The following is a 19,884-nucleotide window of genomic DNA, read 5'->3' as shown; positions in this document are numbered from 1 at the left end:
TTATATATTGTTGAACTGGTACAAAAAAACGAGAGAGAACTAGTTATAGCTCTCTCTCGTTCGATTCAAAATTGTTATGAATTAGTCTCTATCATGTCCACGACCATGACTGTTTTTGCGACCGTGATCATGATTATCTCTTTTATTATCATGTTTTCTATACTCTCTGTGATTATCGTATTTTTTATAACTATTATGGTGACGATCGCTTACATAAACCCTACGGTTATTATTATAAACTACAGGTCTATTCCCATTATATCCTCTGTAATATTTTACTTTATGATTTCTAAAATTATTATAAGGTCTTGAACCATTATAATCATTTAAGACTACTGTACGACCAGAATATAAATCATAGTTTCTATATTGTCTTGGTAGTGATCTGGAACGAATCCAGCTCCCGTTGCCATAATAAATAAACTGTGTGGCTCTTACATCATAGTATGCTTCTACATCTGGCAAATAATAATATTCAGCTTCAGAATAACCTGCTGGAGCCCACGCTGGAGCGGAACCAATATTTACATTAACTGAAACTTGTGCATGTATTGAACTTGATGCTAAGAGGATAATTCCTGCGGCGATTAGTTTTAATGTTTTCATTTTTCTTTAATTTAATTGAGTATATTTTATAATGGAATTGTATTCCTATTGAGAGATTTTCAAGAACTGTGCCAATGCAAAATAATTAACTTTTTTTTTAGATTTAATTATTCAGATGTTTTAATTGCTTTATAATAACTAAAGTTTAAAAATCTTTAGCAGAATGACTTATAGTTTATTTAATGTTTTTTATGATCTTTTTGATGCCCCTTAAAACCTTTTCTATTATCATGGTGATCCTGTTTTTTATAATAGGTTTTATTTTTTTGTACAAAAACTTTTCGGGATCCAATTGTTCTTTGTGGACTTCCTTTATATCCTTTACGATATTTAATTTTATGTTGTTTGTAATGCCCATAAGGTTTGTCACCATGATAATCCTTTAACACTACTTTATAGCCCTTGTATAAATCGTAATTTCTATAACGGCTCGGTAAGTTTCTAGAACGAACCCATTTCCCTCCGCCAAAGTAGATAAATTGTGAAGATCTAGTATCGTAATAGGATTCGATATCCGGTAAATAGTAATAGTCAACTGCATTATATCCTGCAGGACCCCAAGCTGGAGGTTTACCAATAGTTACGTTAACAGAAACTTGTGCTTGAATACTACTTGAAAAAAAAAGTATAATTCCAAGTGCGATTAGTTGTAGTGATTTCATATGGTAATGTTTTTAATTACTAATTCCATTTTTTTAGATTATAGTGTTACTCTTTTTAGTAGTAGCCAAACTGTGTGCCAGAATGTGTTATAAAAAAAATGTACTGACGAATATGAATATTTAATTATAAAATTTATTGTTAATCATTTAGTATTAATATAGTTATGCCATAAAAAAAAGGAAATGATTTCTCATTTCCTTTTCTAAATATTTTTGTGATTCTTATTACAACAAAAGAATCAATAATAATATGATAATGATAATTGCACCTACTGATAAATAAACACCATTACCTGATGATTTTAAATCTGCTTTAATGGTACGAACTTCTTTTCTTAATTCTTTTTTTTCTGCTGAACTTAAATCAGACTTATCCATTGCTTTTATTTCTTCAAGACGATCAAGCATTACTTTAACTTCAGCAGGAACTTCTTTAGGATTGTTAGAAATTGCTGTTGGATTTTTTTCTGCAGCTAATACTTGGTTTGGTACGAAACTTAATGACAACACCATCATCATTAAATAAAAGGTAACTTTTTTCATTTGTTTTTGGTTTTTAATTATCAGATAAAAGTAAACATTAATCATTTGAATAATTTTATACAATTAGATATTAAAGTTATATAATTCACATTATATAAATTAATAACCAATTTATAAATTCCCACAAAAATATATTTGATAAAAATGCTACTAATATTATAGAATCTCTTTCAAAAGAGTTGCCTTATATTTTTATCAGCATTTATTTTACTATAGCTTGAATTAAATATTGCTCCATAATTTTATCAGCTTGCTTTTCTCCATATACAGTATTGTATGCAGTCGAAGTAATCACAATTACAAGTGGTTGGTCTTTAAATATAAAAATTTTATTACCACCGTTACCGCTTGAATAATAAACTTCATAATTTTTACCATTTACGTTATATGTTTTATTCCAGAACAAATAACCATAATATTCTTCCTCTGCTATTTTCATTTGGTGTGATAAACTTTTATCAACCCATTGTTTTGTCAAAATTTGTTTGCCATTCCAAGTGCCTTTGTTTTTATATAATTGCCCAAACTTTGCAAGGTCAATTGAACGTAACTGAACGCCACCTGCTGTGTTAACCACCTTTTGTGGTGTAAATTGCCATCTGTAATTTGTAATTCCTAATTGCTTAAATAGATTTTGGTGTGCATATTTTTCTAAACCATTAGGAACCTTTTTATTAATGATGTCGCCAAGAACTACCACACCCGCTGTAAAATAGTCCCATTGCTTTTGGGCTAATTTTGTTTTATCAATTGGAAGATTTAAAGTAAATTCAATCCAATTTTTAGTGGGATACATATTTTCTTCGTTTCCTGCTGATTCTGAATTTATATCGGAACCATCGAAAATAGAACTCATTGTGAGTAAATCTTTCAAAGTAATGCTGTCTTTTGCTACAGCATAATTTTGATAATTATTAAGGTTATAAAACTCATTCAAAGTTTGTGTTTCCGATTTTATGTAATTGTCTTTGATAGCAATCCCTAAAAGTGTAGATGCAAATGATTTTCCAACAGACCTTGTATCGTGTAATGTTGCTCTATTTGCTGCATTAAAATATTCTTCAAGGAGTATTTTACCTTCTTTTAGCACTACAATACTTGTAATGTCTTTAAAGGTTTTAGCTGCAATTTTTCGGTTCAGCTCTTCAATTTTTTGGATATCAATTTTACTGTTTGAAATTTGTAACTCTTTAATTGGCTTTATACTTTGAACTTTAACCTGTTCTTCATTGAAAATAATTTCGGGAATTATAATTTTTAATTGTCCTTCGGCAATTAGGTTACCAACTATAAGTTCATTATTTTTTAAGTAAGGTCTAATTTCAATTTTAAGTAAATGTGTTCCGGTGCTAAAAGCATCCTCTCCGCCATTATAAAAAAACCTATTCCATAAAAATCTACCCCAAGAGTCTTCATTATTAGAACTTATTAGCGGAACTCTAAAAGTTGTTTTCTGTTTTTTGCTGCTAGCATTTCCGGCTCCAAGATTGAGGTTTTCAATATACACTATTTTGTTATCCACGATAAATGTAAATTGATAATTTCCATTATTAGTAAGCTCATCCGCGGATAATTGAGGGGAAATTAAATGAAGATAATTCGTTAATGAATTACCCATAAAAACTCTTATGTTTAGATCCGTTTTATCTTTTATTTCAAACTCTTTTAGAAAATCAGTTTGCTTTATATTTTCAATAGGAACATTATTAGACATAAATGCAATTTTGCCAACGTTTGCTTTATGAATTGTAAAAGTAATACTATCACTTTTCACAAAATCTATTTTCTGTGCCAACGATTTAAGAGTTATCAGTAAAATAGTTACTAAAAGGGCAAATTTTTTTATCATATTTTAAATTTTAATAATCAATAAATTAAAAAACAATTTATTGATAAAGTACCGTTCTTGGTTTTGCTAATTGAAAATCTTGAAAACCAAAATCGGTAGTGTCAAAAGAGTTTGTTTTAAAAATATTTTGTCCACTTCCTGGAATTGAAGGGTAGTAGCTTAATGAAAGTTGGAAAGAACTAAAGACTAAATAATCGTTGCTAATAATTATTCCGATTCCAACTTTAGAATAGGCTCTACTCTCGTGTAAACCTTTAGTAGCAGACCCAAGCATAGCAATGGAATAATTAAAGTAAGGATTGAGTCTAAATCCCCAAAGATCCCAAGGAGAATAAAACTGAGTTTGCAGCGTGACAATGGCTTTTTTAGTTCCATATTCAGCTATAGAAAATCCATTAAGGCCATAATTGTCATTAATGGAAATTTGATCTCCTTTTACAGGCACACGATTGGATCCTAAAACTAATTGTGGCTTAGCAAATTGTCTAACTTTCCATCTTCCCATGGTCATAAGATTAGTAAAATAATTGGCTTGGAAAGAAAATGCGGTTTGTTTTGGATTTGATTTTTCAAAAAAACTACCTAATTCAAAGTTTGCACTCAAAAATCCCCAACTATAAAAATTACCAAAAGCGGCACGTCCTCCCAAGTAATATCTTCCCGTACTATTTTTATACTGATAGCCACCCGTTAAGCCATAAATTTTTCCAATGGGAACATCTTCAATAATTCCATTTTGAAATATATAACGGTCTCGAATAAACTTACGGGAAGAAATACCAATTCCAATAAGTCCCATTTTTTGATTAGAATAAAAATTGGTGCTATCGTATGCTATAGAAGGACTTTCTAAATATTTTATATTAGAAAAACCTACTGATGTAATTAAGTTTGTAGTTCGTTCTCTCTCCGTATTTCCTTCAAAAAGTTTGAAAGATCTTCCCATCCAAATATCGTGCGTACTGTATTTGAAATTCTGAGAGGCAAATTTTAAATTAGCATCTTGAAGGCTATCTCTTCTAAACTGCTGATCCAGGTAAATTCCACCAGCCCATTTTGTTAACGGAGAATAAAATGGACGATCTATAGCAATGCTTTTACTATAGTAATTATCCAAATCAATTTGGTAGCTAATTTTAGAACTTATAAAAGTGTTTTTTATATTAGGAACCGTATAGGCAACATCGTAAGCATTTTTGCCATCACTAAATCTATTTTTAAATTTATTTTCCAGTTGATGACCAGTACCCAAAATATTGCGTTCAATTATTTTGAAATTAACTTTTGTATTTGAAACAGAACCTTTTGGAATAAGACTCCACGAATCTAAAACCCGTATCGAAATATCTACAGAATCTGGACTGTTCCCAATTGCTTTTGGATTAATTTCAACCCGATTTATATACCGTTGTGTACGAATTAAACGTTCAGATTCTTTTACTAAATAACTATCAAAAGCTTGATTTTTTTTAATCAATAATAAATTCATTATGGCAAATCGCTTGGTTTTTAAGTGCAATTTGTTTCCACTTCTTTCCGCCCAATTTTTAGGTTTTCTTGCAGTATCTGTCTCTGAATATCCAAAAGGATCAAGCGTAACAATATTTATGTTTCGAATTATTTTACCTTCAAAAGCGTCAAAGTTTCTTTGAACCTCTTTAATTTTTTTTTTGTTTAAAACAGGAGCCCTAAAGATAAGCTTGTGCATGACACGCGTGAACTTGTTTTTTTTAGAGTAATTTTTAATGTTATTGTAAACTGCAGCTGTGTCTTTCTTTACAGTTGTTTCTTGCGCTATTGCAACTTGAAAACAACTAAAGAATATAAAAAATAAAACTAAATTTATTTGTTTTGGCATGATTTAAAGATCCATATTAAATAATAAAATATTTAGCATTTTTTACACTATTAAAATAGTTAACAAGGTACACAACTTTATACAAACTAATTAAGTTGTACTATTAGGGTTTTTTTCGGTTGTGGTTTCGGTAAATACAGGAACTACAACATCTGCTTTTATTATATTTTTATCTGGAACAGTTTCTGAATCGAAAAGTGGTAATTTAATCTTGCGCCAAGTATATGTTTTAGGTAAATGATCCCCCATTAAATAGCCCCAAGGTTCTAATGATTCTATTCTGTCAAAAATAACTTTTAAAATAGCTAATATTGGAAGTGCTAAAAACATACCTGAAACTCCTGCAATTGCACCACCTATAATAATACCTATTATAGATATAAAAGCATTTATCTCTACTTTAGAACTTACAATCATAGGTACAATGATATTATTATCTATTAATTGAACTACGACTGTAATTGCAATTACACCTATAATTATAGATAAATCAGGTGTTCCTGTCAAGGATGCAAGTATGCTTAATACACCAGCAACAAGAATTCCGATATAAGGTATCAAATTTAAAATTCCTGTAACCAATCCTAATAGAATAGCATATTTTACACCAATTAGCATGAATCCAACAGTTGTCATTGCCGAAACTAATATCATTTCAATAATCAATCCTACGATGTAACTATTGATGGCTACTCTAATATTGGTTAAAATATCTTTTAATTTCTCATGATTTTCTTTTTTAAATAGTTTAGATAAAAAAAGTAAAAAATGAGTTCTGTATAAAAGAATTAAAAAGGTATAAATTGGAATTAATGTTAAATTCATCAAGGTGTCTGTAAAAGACATTAAAGTAGTACCAATTAACTCTTTCCCTTTTTGAACTGAATCTTCTGTAGCACTGTCAATATATTTTTTTTGCTCGCGAGTACTTAAATTAAAATTATCATGAATAAATCCTTGAATATTATGAAGATGAATGCTTATATTTTTTTCTATTTTATCAAAATCATTTGTAAAATCACTTATTTGATAAGACAATACCACAAAAAGACCTACGAATACCAATACAAATAGAAGTACTGCAATCATTACGGCTACTACATGTGGTAACCTAATTTTTGCTTTCAAAAAGTTTACAATAGGATATAAAAGGATTGCAAACAAGAGTGACATCATTACTGGAACTAAGATGTTCTGACTGATATAAAAAATAAAGGTAATTGCTATTAGTCCCAGTAAAACCAGAGTTAATTTTGCATAAAATGGAAATTTTAATATATCGTTCATTGTTTTAAGTATTGAATTAGAACTTGTAAAAAGTAGGTTATTTTATAACAACAAATATGTTCTATTTTAAATAATAATCCCTTATACTTTTTTTAACATAACTTATATAATTATCACTTTTTTATCAATATTAAATCTTTAATAAAACAAAAGACATTAATCAAATTAATATCAATTGAAAAATATTTAATCAACAAAATCTTTATCTTTAAAATGATCTTTTAGAATCGATATTCCTTTTTGTAACATCAGGTTATTTGGATAAATGATGAGTTCTCCATCATAGGTTTTCAAAAAAACATGAAAAGCACCAATATCTTCTATTTCTGCTATTATTGGAAAATCTTTATCATGGATTTTTATTACATCACCAATTTTAAAAGGGAAAGAAAAAAATAAAATTATTCCTGCAGTAATATTACTCAAAATAGACCACTGCGCTATCAAAGCGACACCTACAACTGTCGTAATAGAAGAAAAAGCCCAAATAATATCCTGTGGCTTAACTCCCCATATCAGTATTAAAGCAATAATTGCTAAAACGTAAAGGAATAAATGCATGTATTTGACCACTAGATTTGTTCTATGTTCTAAGGTGTGGTTTGTTTTAGCATAACGCAACACTAATTTTGTAGTGGCAGTACGCAATAAAATTAGCAAAAGAAGTAAAACTCCACTTGCTATTAATTCTTTTGAATACTCTTGTAATGTTAACATGTCTTTAATTTAAATTAAGCTAATTTACTCAAATATCCGTACACTTTATCAGTAGGCATTCCCATGACATTCGCATACGAGCCTTCAATTTTAGAAACTCCTACAAAACCAATCCACTCCTGGATACCGTAAGCACCAGCTTTATCGTAAGGCTCAAAATTATCAATGTAATACAAAATGGCTTCGTCACTCAATGTGTTAAAGGTTACTTTTGTTATTTCATGTAAAACTGCTGTTTTTTCTTTGGTTTTAAAACAAACCGAAGTAATAACTTCATGTGTTGCATTTGATAATGATTTTAAAATTTCAAATGCATTTTGTTTGTCCTTTGGTTTACCCAAAGCTTGGTTATTGTGCCACACGATGGTGTCGCTAGTTATCAGAATTTCATTCTCCAGTAACTCTCCTTCAAAAGCACATGCTTTTAATTGAGATAAGTAGTCGGTAATTTCGTGTGCATTTAATTCTGGCGGATAGATTTCTTCAATATCTTTTAAGCGTATTTCAAAATCTAAGTCTAAATCCTTTAAAAATTGTTGCCGTCTTGGTGAACTTGAAGCGAGTATTAAATGATATTTTTTTAATTGATTTCTAAGCATTGTATTTCATATTTAAACTGATAACTACTACGGATATTATACCAAAAAACAGAATCCATTTTAAGAGGGAACTTAAAGTATGAAACTCTTTCTTGGATTTTGCGGTCCAAATTTTTATAGAAAAAAAAACTAAAGGACTGCAGACAAAAAGCAACAAGTAAACGCTAACCAAAAGTAAATCTAATAAGTACTTGTTAATGTAATAAAGAAGCGAAAACAAGGGGATAAGGCTTAATATAAACACTATTATAGTTGTGTTTTTTTTGCCTGCTACAATTGGTAGGGTGTTCATTCCTTCAGCATAATCGCCGTCGAAATCTTCTAAATCCTTAACAATTTCTCTTATAAAATTAATCATAAAGGCAAAAATGGCGTAATCTAATAATATTGAAAAAAAGATTTTCATCTGTTGTTGATTGTCTAAACCTGTAGCAGGGAAAAGATCAAATATTCCAATAATTATAACACTAAACGATAACAATAACGCCACAACAATATTTCCTATGATCATCATTTGTTTTAAACTCGTTGCATACAAATAGAGCGTAGCGGCTATTAAAATGAAAATAGAAGCAAATCCTGGTTTTTGAATAACATTTGAAAGATAAAAACCAATACAAACGCCAGTTACAGTAAGAGCAAAATAGATATTATAGGCTTGTGTTTCTGAGATGCTTCTACCAACGATTACTTTATTTGGTTTGTTTTCATTATCAGTATTTTGATCAAAAATATCATTAATTACATAACCACCAGCAGCTATTAAAATAGTTGCTGCTATTAACAAACCGTATTGCCAATTGGCTAATGCCAAAGGAATATTTTGTAATTTAAAAAAACCAAATCTAAAAATAAGCTGCATTATAGCAAGCATTAAGAGGTTTTGGTACCGAATAAGTTTAAGAAAATGCACTTTTTTGCTGTAAATTAATATTAATATATAAAACGTATTAGGAAAAGGAACTACTCTTTTTTTGATTTTTTCTAGTTAACAATCAATAATTAATCGTGTTTTCCATCAAAATGAGCCATCCATTTTCCTTGTGCTTTCATAACTTGTTCGATAACATCTCTTGCCGCACCTTTACCACCGTTTTTATGCGAAATGTATTTAGAGATTTTCTTTATTTCGGGACTTGCGTCTTGCGGACAAGTCGCTAATCCTACTAGTTTCATGACATGATAATCAGGAATGTCATCACCCATATATAAAACCTGTTCTGGTTTTATTTGATAAACATCAGTATACTCATCAAAAGTTTCTACTTTGTCAGGAGTTCCTAAATAAATATCTGTTATGCCAAGATTTCTAAGTCGAACTCGAACACCTTCATTGCTTCCTCCAGAAATAATACAAACGTTATAACCACTTTCTACAGCTGCTTTCATTGCATAACCATCACGGATATTCATCGTTCTAAGGATTTCTCCTTCATTAGTCACAAAAACAGAACTGTCTGTAAGTACTCCATCGACATCAAAAATAAAAGTAGTGATGTCGTTCATTATTTCTTTATAACTTTTAGCCATTATTTTGTATTGATTGGGTTAGTATTTTATAAATTGTAAGGTGATTTGTATTGGTTATAAAAGTTTCCTGTACTTTAATAGTTTCAATATCATTGCGTTTTGCTGGACCAGTTTGAGCTTCGTTAGGAGAAAGTGCCAATATTTTATGAGCAGTTTCCACAATTAAAGGTTTTAATATATCAAATGGTACTTGATTTTCTTGACAAATTTCATTCCCGATTTGGTATAAATGATTTGTAAAATTATTAACAAAAACAGCCGCAACGTGTAAAGCTTTGCGTTGTTCTGAATTTATCGCATAAATACTTTCTGAAATAGACTTTGCGATTGTATTTAATAATTGAAAATCAGTTGCGTTTTCACTTTCTAAACAAATAGGAATAGTTCGAAAATCAACTTCTTTATTTTTAGTGAAGGTTTGAAGCGGATAAAAAACACCTTTTCGATTTTCATTGTTTAAACTACTTAAAGGCACACTTCCTGAGGTGTGAACTACTAAGCGATTTTTGAAAGGAAGATTTGAAACCACCTCTTGAATGGCATCATCATTAACAGCAATAATATATAAATCTGCTTCTAATAATTCATTGTATTCAGTTGTAATTCGATCGTAATCGAGCAAATGTACTAGGCTTTCTCTCTTTCTCGTAAAAACCTGAATAAGTTGTACTTCATTACTCGCTTTTTGAGCTTTTTCAAAGGCAAAAATTAAATGCTGTGCTACATTTCCAGAACCAATAATAATTACTTTAGTCATTTGGCAAAATTAACAAAAAAAACGGTTTCATTTCATCAGATTTCAGTGGGAATCAAAAAATGATATTTTCAAAAAAAAACGTTCAATTTATTGCTAAAAAAGAAGCTGATTTTTTGGTTTAAATTAACAAATGTGTCAATATGAAAGTCAACAATTTTAAGTACTTTTGTGGCAATTTACATAACGTAATCCCATAAAAATGGATAAAAAAATATTTTCTTTTTTGTTTTCTACTCGATTAATGGCTTTTTTATTTATCGCATACGCAGTAGCCATGGCTACCGGAACTTTTATCGAAAGTAAATACAATACCGACACCTCAAAAATTCTAATTTATAATTCGTGGTGGTTTGAAGCCATTCATGTTTTTTTTCTAATCAACTTTATTGGTAATATTAAACGTTACCAGCTTTTAAAGAAAGAAAAATGGGCTACATTAATCCTGCATTTGTCCTTTATATTTATAATTTGTGGTGCTTTTGTAACGCGCTACATTAGTTACGAAGGAATGATGCCTATTCGAGAAGGTGCTTCTGAAAATCAAATTTTTTCAGATAAAACTTTTTTAACGGTATTTGCAGATGGTGAGTACAAAGGTGAAATGAAACGTAGGGTTTTTGAAAAACAATTGCTACTTTCTCCCGCTACGAATAACAATTTTAGTATGTCAGAAAATTTTGCAGACACAAAATTTGAAGTAGAGTATCAAAATTTTATCATGGGCGCCAAGGAATATGTAAAACCTGATCCGAAAGGAATACAGTATTTAAAAATTGTTGAAGCTGGTGATGGCGGACGTCATGAACATTTTTTGAAAGAAGGGGAAGTGCAAAACATTCATAATGTTTTGTTTTCATTGAATAAATATACTGATGGAGCCATAAATATTACTACAACAGGAAAAGAGTACACGATACAAACTCCTTTTGAAGGTAATTTTATGCGAATGGCAGATAAGTTAGAAGGAAAAGTGGCAAAGGATAATGTTCAGCCATTAATGATGCGTTCGCTTTACAGTATCGGTGATATGCGATTTGTATTTCCAGATCAAGCCGTAAAAGGAATAATTGATTACGAATCGGATAACGATTATAAAGCGAAAACCCACGAAGATGCATTAGTAATTAAATTACAAGCTGAAGGACAAGAAAAAGTGGTTACCGTTATTGGATCTAAAGGTAAAATAGGAGATCCTAAGACAGTTAAAATAGGAAAAATTGATTATACCTTTTTCTACGGAAGTAAGGCTTATATTTTACCTTTTAAAATAAAATTAAATAAATTTATTGCACAAAAATATCCTGGTACAGAAAAAAGTTACTCTTCCTTTGAAAGTAAAGTAACCGTTGAAGATGAAAAACCATTTGACGCCAGAATATTTATGAATAACGTTTTAGATTATAAAGGATACCGTTTCTTTCAATCGGGATTTGATCCAGATGAGAAAGGAACTATTTTATCAGTAAATCACGATTTCTGGGGAACAGGACTTACTTACATTGGTTACTTCTTATTGTATTTTGCTATGATGGCGATAATGTTTACCAAACATTCTCGTTTTGCTGATATTAAACGAAAACTAGAAATTGTAAAAATGAAGAAAGCAAAATTATTAACCATTCTGATGCTATTATTTAGCTTTAGTAGTTTTGCTCAAGAAAAAGAACACGATCACGCAGACCATGCGGGTCATGCTCATACCGAAGCTGAAGCAGTTCCCGAAAGTCACACCAATCATACTAAGAAGGCTTTAAGTCAAGAGGAATTAGAAGGTTTAATTTTAAAATTTAAAGTCCCTGAAGCACACGCTTCTAAATTTGGACGATTGGTTATTCAAGATGGTGGTGGGAGAATGAAGCCTATTAATACATTCTCTTCTGAATTGTTGCGAAAAGTAAGCCACAGCAATAGTTATAAAGGAATGAATTCCGATCAGGTATTTATGTCAATGACACAATATGCCGGTTATTGGATCGAAATTCCAATTATTTACCTTAGAACTGGGAATGATAGTATTCGTAAAATTATTGGTGTTGATAAGGCAGCAGAATTTGCTCCTTTTGTATCTTTTTTCGATGACAAAGGGAATTATAAATTATCTAAATATCTAGAAGAAGCGTTTAAATCCGGAAATCCGAATCAATTTGAAAAAGATTTTATTGAGACAGATAAGAAAGTAAATTTAATGGAATCTGCTTTAAGTGGAAGAATATTAAAAATTTTCCCTATTCCAAATGATAAAAATAACAAATGGATTTCTTTCTTAGAACTCAACGAAGCAGGCTTAAAAGGAATGGAAGCAACTTACACCAAGAGTGTATTGCCTCTTTATTTTGGTTCATTGTCTAACGCTGCAAATTCCAAAGATTATAAAACTGCTGACGAACTATTGGAAAGTATTCACGGTTTTCAAAAACGTTTTGGTAGTACAGTAATGCCAAGCGAAGAAAAAATCACTTCTGAAATATTGTATAATAAATATGATGTTTTTCAAAAACTACCTGTTGGTTACATTATTGCATCTATTTTAATGTTGTTTTTTACTATTTTAAAAATATTTAAAGAAAGAAAATCTTTGAACTACTTGGTGAATTTCATGCATGTCACCGTTCTTTTATTATTTTTAATTCACACTTTTGGATTAATTGCAAGATGGTATATTTCGGGTCACGCACCTTGGAGTAATGCGTATGAGTCTATAATATATGTGGCATGGGCTACTATGTTTTTTGGACTAGCTTTTGATAGTAAATCGAAACTAACAGTTGCTTCCTCTGCCTTTGTAACGGCAATGATATTAGGAGCAGCTTATATGAACTGGATCGATCCTGAAATTGCTAATTTACAACCCGTTCTTAATTCCTATTGGTTAATGATTCACGTTGCCGTAATTGTGGCAAGTTATGGTCCTTTTGCATTGGGAATGATTTTAGGTTTTGTTTCTTTATTATTGATCTTTTTTACCAATGAAAAGAATAAAGCTAAAATGGATTTAAACATTCAAGAAATCACTTATATCAATGAGTTAGCTTTAACTATAGGTTTGATTATGTTGACTATTGGTAACTTTTTGGGAGGACAATGGGCTAATGAAAGTTGGGGACGTTATTGGGGTTGGGATCCAAAAGAGACTTGGGCCTTAATTAGTATTATGGTTTATGCCTTTGTTATTCATGCTCGATTTGTACCTTCATTACGCGGTAAATGGTTTTTTAACTTGATGAGTATGTTTGCCTTTGTATCGATTTTGTTCACGTATTATGGTGTCAATTTCCATCTAGTTGGTTTGCACTCTTATGCTAGTGGAGAAGCACATTCTTTAAGTTGGATTTGGTATTCAATGGGAACTATTTCTCTAATCGGAATATTGACGTATCCAAAATATAAAAAGTATTACAAGAAATAAGATTAGTATTCTTTTCTATAAAAAAAAAGGTTCAACTGTATGGTTGAACCTTTTTTTATGCTTCTAATTCTTTTTTATAGAGCTTATAATATTCTAAAGGTGGCATTCCTGCTATTTCCTTAAAACTAGTAAAAAAGGGATTATAGGATGTAAAACCAACTTTTTTCGACAATGATTCTAAGGTATTGTTACTAAGGAAATTTAATTCAATAAGATGAATGGCATCGTGAATTCGGATTAATTTTTTAAATTCAGAAAAAGAGAGAAAAGAGTGGTACTTAAAAAGATATGAAATGTGGCTTTTTGGTATTTTTAAGTTTGTAGACAAATCTGTAATACTTAAATCGGCATTTCTAAACAACTCAAATTGTAGTGCTACAGTTTCAATCTGAGAAATATAAACCATTATATTTAAATCTATTTTTTTTTTAAGAATTGAATGTTGGCAGTTTTTAAGTTCGATATCTGAATTGATTTTCCAAATATCTTTTAGTGCTAAGTTATTATTTTTATTCTCATTAAACTTTTGATGTAATAAATTGTATCCGAAAAGAATTTCGGGAGAAATTAGAATTTTGAATAGTATTACAGCCCAAATTAATGCAGAGATCCACTGATACAAAAATCCCTTAATACTTTCATTTGAATATATTTCTACGCAAACGGATATAAAAAGTCTTATGAGCGTTAAGATTAGCCCAACAAATAGGAATAAGGTCCAATTATTTATTAATTTATTTTGCTTTTGAAGTACTTTGATTTCTCCTCTTCTACTCCAAATTTTTGTTTTTAGAACGTCAAAACATAAAAATATATATGTTATCGCAAAAATAAAAAACAAAATATATAATACTATTTCTAAGGAATGACTTCCGAGATTAATTTGATCTTGACTATTTATTACCAATAACAAAGCAATTGGAAAGATAAAATGCAAAAGATCTTTAGGATAAATTTTATTTTTATTTTCTGCTAAATTTTTAAAATAGAGATAACATATTGGTATCACTATAATCGAAGCATTAGAGTATTTTGAAAAAGTAGTTTTAAAAGAAGGATCAAAAATAAAATAGGTCAATCCCGAGAATAAAAAGCGAAGTGAAATAATAAGAATTAGAATAATGATATATGGATTCATCATTCTATTTACAGTGTAGTTTCTAAAAATTAGAAAGGCTGTTGTAACACCAATTATTCCCGTTACAATAAAAAGTAAGCTTGTTAACATTTTCTTGTTTTATTAATTTATAAAGTAAATGTGCCGTAACAGAAAACAATAAATGTAATGTATTTAATAATACTATATTTCTTTCAAATAGAAATTGATTCTATGGAGATCATTTTTCCTTAATCCTTTTTTTTGACCATTAAAAATTAATTTAAGAGTTACTAATAACTGAAAAGTTTTTACTAATTAATCAAATATTCGTTTAAAAGCATTTTTTATCGATAAAAGGTGTTAATTTTATTATAATATTGACTTAAATTAATTTCTATGAAATATTTATTACTCTTTTTTTGTTCTACATTTTATGGTCAAATATTGCATCATCAAATGATTTCTTCACAAAGTAAATCTGCAACTTTATCTAATGGTATGCTTGTCAAACAAACCGTTGGTCAACAAAGTGTAATTGGAAATTCGAAGGGTGATTTTATTGTCATACAAGGCTTTCAACAGAATTATTGGGCAAAATTGTTGACAGATGTTTCCATAAAAGGAAATTTAGTTGTTACTACTTATCCTAATCCATTTATTACTAGCATAAATTTTGAATTTTCTAAACCTATTAAAGAAATTTCTATAACTGTATTTGATATTGGTGGTCGTTTATTATTCAATCAACTTAAAGAAGTTAGGGAAGGTATGTTAACATTAGATTTATCGGGCTTACCAAACTCTCTTTATTTAGTTAAAATTACCAATAGTGAAATTAATCAATACGTTAAAATCATTAAAAAATCATTATGAAAACAAAACTACTTTTATTTAATTTACTTATTTTTAGTCAGTTGGTATCTGCTCAAGAAATATTTTTTAAAGCTGGAATAAACCTAACTTCCTATAGTTATAGTAGTTCCGCTGAAAATCAAATTTTGAAATTAAAAAGTAAAATTGGAGCTAATTATGAAATTGGATATCAAGAAAATTTCAAAGAAAAGTTCAGTTATCAAGCCAGTGTTACCTTAAACCAATTTAATAGTTTTAGTACAAATGAAGTAAAAACCTATTCTTGGAATACTACTTATATAGGCTTAAAAAATGGTATTGAATATGTTCTTTTTAAAAATCAAAAAAATCTTTCAGTTGAACTTAAAGGAGCAGTAAATCTTGCAACAATAATAGATGGTAAGGAGGAGATTAACGGTGTTATTTATGATATAAAAAAACTTCCAGAATTTAAAGGTTTATTTTTTCAACCCAGTATTGGTTTAGATTTAAAATATCCTATAAATGATAATTGTATAGTTAATTTAGGTTATAATTTTTCGAATGCCTTTAAATTTTCACATCCTACCGATGAAAAGTTAGCCTTTATTACAAATCAAATTCAATTTGGACTTCATTTCCCTTTATAAAAAACTTATTATGAAAAAAATCTACTTAATATTAGTTTTTATAGTTAGTACCATTGCGCATTCGCAAACAAATGGAATCAGCTATCAAGCCTTAATTTTGAATCCAAATGCTCAAAAAATGCCAGGTATAAATCCTCCTAATACAGCATTAATAAATCAGTCAGTTTGTTTGCAATTTAGTATTGAAGATGAAACGCAACAATTAGAATATAAAGAGACTATTAGCGCCGTTACAGATGAAATGGGTATGGTTAATTTAGTAATTGGCTTAGGAAATCAAACGGGTGGTTATGCTATTAATTTTAAAGCTGTAAATTGGATTTCGGGTTTAAAAAAATTAAAAGTTGGTGTAAATATCACAGGTAATTGTTCTTCTTTTATGGAAGTTAGTGATCAAGTTTTCAATGCTGTTCCTTTTGCTTTTTCAGCTCAAACGGTTAGTGGAATTGTGGGTATTGAGAACGGAGGAACTAACGCATCTAATATTGTGGATGCCAAAATAAATTTAATTCTAAATAATGTTGATAACACCCGTGATTTTGATAAACCCATAAGTAATGCTACTCAAAGTGTTTTAGATTTAAAAGAAGTGCTACTTAATAAATCAACCAATGTTATTGTTGATGGTTCTTCAGATGTTAAATATCCAACTGTTAAGGCATTAAAAACCTATGTAGACAATCAATTTTCAAATGGTGTTGTGGTTGATGCAGATGCTACAAACAAAGGTAAAATACAATTATCTGGTGATTTAGCTGGTACTGCATCACTTCCTAAAGTGCCCGGATTGTTATTAAAAGCAAATATCAATTCTCCTGCTTTTACCGGAACGGTTACCGGAATTAATAAAGCGATGGTAGGATTATCAAATGTAGAAAACACGGCTGATGCAGATAAATTGATTTCAACAGCTACACAAACAGCTTTAAATCTTAAAGCGAATATCGATTCTCCCGCTTTTACCGGAACAATTACGGGAATTGATAAAGCAATGGTGGGTTTATCTAATGTAGAAAATACTGCTGATGCCGATAAATCGGTTTCTACAGCTACGCAAACAGCATTAAATTTAAAAGCGAATATCGATTCTCCCACTTTTACGGGAACTGTTACCGGAATTGATAAGGTAATGGTGGGTTTATCCAATGTAGAAAATACGGCTGATGCAGATAAATTGATTTCAACAGCTACTCAAACAGCATTAAATTTAAAAGCGAATATCAATTCTCCCACTTTTACCGGAACGGTTACCGGAATTAATAAAGCAATGGTAGGATTATCAAATGTAGAAAATACGGCTGATGCAGATAAATCGGTTTCAACAGCTACTCAAACAGCTTTAAATTTAAAAGCAAATATCGATTCTCCCACTTTTACGGGAACAGTTACCGGAATTAATAAAGCGATGGTGGGTTTATCTAATGTAGAAAATACGGCTGATGTAGATAAGTTGGTTTCATTACCTACACAAACGGCATTAAATTTAAAAGCGAATATCAATTCTCCCGCTTTTACGGGAACGGTTACGGGAATTGATAAAGCAATGGTGGGTTTAACCAATGTAGAAAATACGGCTGATGCAGATAAATCGGTTTCAAACGCTACACAAACAGCATTAAATTTAAAAGCGAATATCGATTCTCCTGCTTTTACCGGAACGGTTACCGGAATTGATAAAGCGATGGTAGGATTATCCAATGTTGAAAATACGGCTGATGCAGATAAATCGGTTTCAACGGCTACGCAAACAGTATTAAATTTAAAAGCGAATATCGATTCTCCCACTTTTACGGGAACAGTTACAGGAATTGATAAAGCAATGGTGGGTTTATCTAATGTAGAAAATACGGCTGATGCCGATAAATCGGTTTCAACGGCTACGCAAACAGTATTAAATTTAAAAGCGAATATCGATTCTCCTTCTTTTACCGGAACGGTTACGGGAATTGATAAAGCAATGGTGGGTTTATCTAATGTAGAAAATACGGCTGATGCGGATAAATCGGTTTCAACGGCTACGCAAACGGCATTAAATTTAAAAGCGAATATCGATTCTCCCTCTTTTACCGGAACTCCCAACTTACCAGCAACTACAATAGCTGCAACACAGTCTGCAGGAAATAATTCTACAGCAATTGCCACAACTGCTTTTGTTGGAGATGCCCTAAATACTGCCATTAACGGAAATTTTGTTGATATAATATCTGATCAAACTATTGCAGGTACAAAAACGTTTTCTAATTCTATTCAAATACAGGATCAATTACGCTTTTTAAATTCTTCTGGAGCGGTAAAATGGGAATTGTATTCCTCTGGAGATGACATTTCATTTTCGCAATCTGGTGTTGATTTTAATCAATTTATGGTAAAATCTAATGGGGAAGTTTCCTCTAGAGGAAGTATGACTGTCAACGAGTCTGGAGTTACCGGAAAAGGTCTTATTTTATCTGATGATGGTGATTTTGTAGATATGAATGATGGATACGGAACTTTAAGGTTCTCCTCTGGTGTAAAAGTTACTGATGCAAATAAAGGAGGTGCTACTGTAATTACATTAGGAGCAAATGGGAGAATTGAAGCAACAAATCAAATAGTTGCTGGAGAAGTTACCTATACAAATATTGATGGAACAATTGGTCAAGTATTAGCTACAGATGGTTCTGGAATTACTTATTGGATGACGCCAACAGTACCTACAAATAACGATTTTGTAGATCTAACAACTGCACAAACTATTCTTGGAGTAAAATCTTTTGATAAAGATATGGTTGTAAATGGCATTACAATAGGGAGGGGAAATTTTAATGAAAATTCTAATACAGCAATAGGCTTAGGTGCTTTACAAAATAATGCTGGTTATGCAAATACTGCTGTGGGAAGGGCTGCTTTACCAGCCAATGCGGATGGTAATGGTAATACAGCTTATGGTTATTTATCCCTTGGAAATAATGTTTCTGGAAACAATAATGTTGCTATAGGTTCTCAAGCATTATTATTAAATACTAATGGTTCAGAGAATACTGTAATTGGTCACAATGCTGATGTATCCGTAGATGGAATTTCTAATTCTATTGCGATTGGGTTTGAGGCAATTGTTACTACTTCGAATACCATCCAACTAGGGAATAGTAATATAGAAAATGTAAAAACGACAGGAACCTTAACTTCTGGAGCCATCACTTATACCAATACAGATGGAACAACCGGACAAGTTTTGTCTACTAATGGAGCTGGTACAACTGTATGGGTTAATGCTGCACATGAAATTACTGATGCATCCGAAGAAATTTTATCAACCTTATCTCAAACAACTTTTACGCTTTCACAAATTCCATCTACAAAAAGCAAAGTAAAAATGTATGTGAATGGTATAAGGATCAGCAATACGGCCTATAGTGTTACTAATGACGTTTTGACCTACATTCCAGCAAATAATGGAAATGCTATATTGAGTGATACTGATAGAATTCAGTTTGATTATTTTTATTAA

At 30.5% G+C, this 19,884-nt stretch carries 16 protein-coding genes; 4 read left to right on the top strand and 12 right to left on the bottom strand.

Annotated elements, in window-relative coordinates:
* Nucleotides 1–81: 81 nt before the first annotated feature.
* The 11 genes from MW871_RS11205 to MW871_RS11155 all read right to left on the bottom strand — a co-directional run bounded on the left by MW871_RS11205 (nt 82) and on the right by MW871_RS11155 (nt 10,408).
* Nucleotides 82–606 (bottom strand): hypothetical protein, encoded by a 525-nt coding sequence (locus MW871_RS11205; RefSeq protein ID WP_248428570.1) that lies wholly within the window; start codon nt 604–606, stop codon nt 82–84.
* 179 nt (nt 607–785) lie between these two features.
* Nucleotides 786–1,268, bottom strand: coding sequence for a hypothetical protein (locus MW871_RS11200; protein ID WP_248428569.1), 483 nt, complete (start codon nt 1,266–1,268; stop codon nt 786–788).
* A 225-nt stretch (nt 1,269–1,493) separates the two neighbouring features.
* Nucleotides 1,494–1,811 (bottom strand): hypothetical protein, encoded by a 318-nt coding sequence (locus MW871_RS11195; protein WP_188050694.1) that lies wholly within the window; start codon nt 1,809–1,811, stop codon nt 1,494–1,496.
* 202 nt (nt 1,812–2,013) lie between these two features.
* Nucleotides 2,014–3,660: a serine hydrolase domain-containing protein gene (locus MW871_RS11190; RefSeq protein WP_248428568.1), complete on the bottom strand. Its 1,647-nt coding sequence runs from the start codon at nt 3,658–3,660 to the stop codon at nt 2,014–2,016.
* A 37-nt stretch (nt 3,661–3,697) separates the two neighbouring features.
* The gene (locus MW871_RS11185; protein ID WP_248428567.1) at nt 3,698–5,518 is read right to left on the bottom strand and encodes a BamA/TamA family outer membrane protein; all 1,821 of its coding nucleotides are present in this window, start codon (nt 5,516–5,518) and stop codon (nt 3,698–3,700) included.
* Nucleotides 5,519–5,608: 90 nt separating this feature from the next.
* On the bottom strand, nt 5,609–6,805 hold the full coding sequence (locus tag MW871_RS11180) for an AI-2E family transporter (protein WP_188050691.1): 1,197 nt from the start codon (nt 6,803–6,805) through the stop codon (nt 5,609–5,611).
* Between the two features lie 186 nt (nt 6,806–6,991).
* On the bottom strand, nt 6,992–7,522 hold the full coding sequence (locus MW871_RS11175) for a mechanosensitive ion channel domain-containing protein (RefSeq protein WP_188050690.1): 531 nt from the start codon (nt 7,520–7,522) through the stop codon (nt 6,992–6,994).
* Between the two features lie 14 nt (nt 7,523–7,536).
* Entirely contained in the window at nt 7,537–8,121 is a 585-nt protein-coding gene (locus MW871_RS11170) for a Maf-like protein (protein ID WP_248428566.1), read from the bottom strand.
* The gene (locus tag MW871_RS11165; RefSeq protein WP_248428565.1) at nt 8,114–8,995 is read right to left on the bottom strand and encodes a geranylgeranylglycerol-phosphate geranylgeranyltransferase; all 882 of its coding nucleotides are present in this window, start codon (nt 8,993–8,995) and stop codon (nt 8,114–8,116) included. Before MW871_RS11165 ends, MW871_RS11170 begins: the two co-directional genes overlap by 8 nt.
* A gap of 128 nt (nt 8,996–9,123) precedes the next feature.
* Nucleotides 9,124–9,651, bottom strand: coding sequence for a KdsC family phosphatase (locus MW871_RS11160; protein ID WP_248428564.1), 528 nt, complete (start codon nt 9,649–9,651; stop codon nt 9,124–9,126).
* Nucleotides 9,644–10,408, bottom strand: a complete 765-nt coding sequence (locus tag MW871_RS11155) for a Rossmann-like and DUF2520 domain-containing protein (protein WP_210646105.1) — start codon at nt 10,406–10,408, stop codon at nt 9,644–9,646. The genes MW871_RS11160 and MW871_RS11155 overlap by 8 nt, the downstream gene beginning before the upstream one ends.
* A gap of 199 nt (nt 10,409–10,607) precedes the next feature.
* Between MW871_RS11155 and MW871_RS11150 the strand changes: the two genes are divergently transcribed.
* Complete coding sequence (locus tag MW871_RS11150) at nt 10,608–13,814, top strand: cytochrome c biogenesis protein CcsA (protein ID WP_248428563.1); 3,207 nt, start codon at nt 10,608–10,610, stop codon at nt 13,812–13,814.
* Nucleotides 13,815–13,869: 55 nt separating this feature from the next.
* Here MW871_RS11150 and MW871_RS11145 read toward each other — a convergent pair whose 3' ends face one another.
* A complete protein-coding gene (locus MW871_RS11145) occupies nt 13,870–15,042 on the bottom strand; it encodes a helix-turn-helix domain-containing protein (protein WP_248428562.1) in 1,173 nt (390 codons plus the stop codon).
* Nucleotides 15,043–15,309: 267 nt separating this feature from the next.
* Here MW871_RS11145 and MW871_RS11140 point away from each other — a divergent pair, with 267 nt between their 5' ends.
* Genes MW871_RS11140 through MW871_RS11130 form a run of 3 tightly spaced genes read left to right on the top strand, consistent with a single transcriptional unit; the run spans nt 15,310 to nt 19,884 of the window.
* Nucleotides 15,310–15,786 (top strand): T9SS type A sorting domain-containing protein, encoded by a 477-nt coding sequence (locus MW871_RS11140; protein WP_248428561.1) that lies wholly within the window; start codon nt 15,310–15,312, stop codon nt 15,784–15,786.
* Nucleotides 15,783–16,394, top strand: a complete 612-nt coding sequence (locus MW871_RS11135) for an outer membrane beta-barrel protein (RefSeq protein WP_248428560.1) — start codon at nt 15,783–15,785, stop codon at nt 16,392–16,394. The genes MW871_RS11140 and MW871_RS11135 overlap by 4 nt, the downstream gene beginning before the upstream one ends.
* A 10-nt stretch (nt 16,395–16,404) precedes the next feature.
* Nucleotides 16,405–19,884, top strand: coding sequence for a beta strand repeat-containing protein (locus MW871_RS11130; RefSeq protein ID WP_248428559.1), 3,480 nt, complete (start codon nt 16,405–16,407; stop codon nt 19,882–19,884).

Origin of the sequence: Flavobacterium pygoscelis (assembly GCF_023162025.1) — a bacterium.
GTDB classification, from domain to species: domain Bacteria; phylum Bacteroidota; class Bacteroidia; order Flavobacteriales; family Flavobacteriaceae; genus Flavobacterium; species Flavobacterium pygoscelis.
This window is presented reverse-complemented; position numbering and strand designations above follow the sequence as displayed.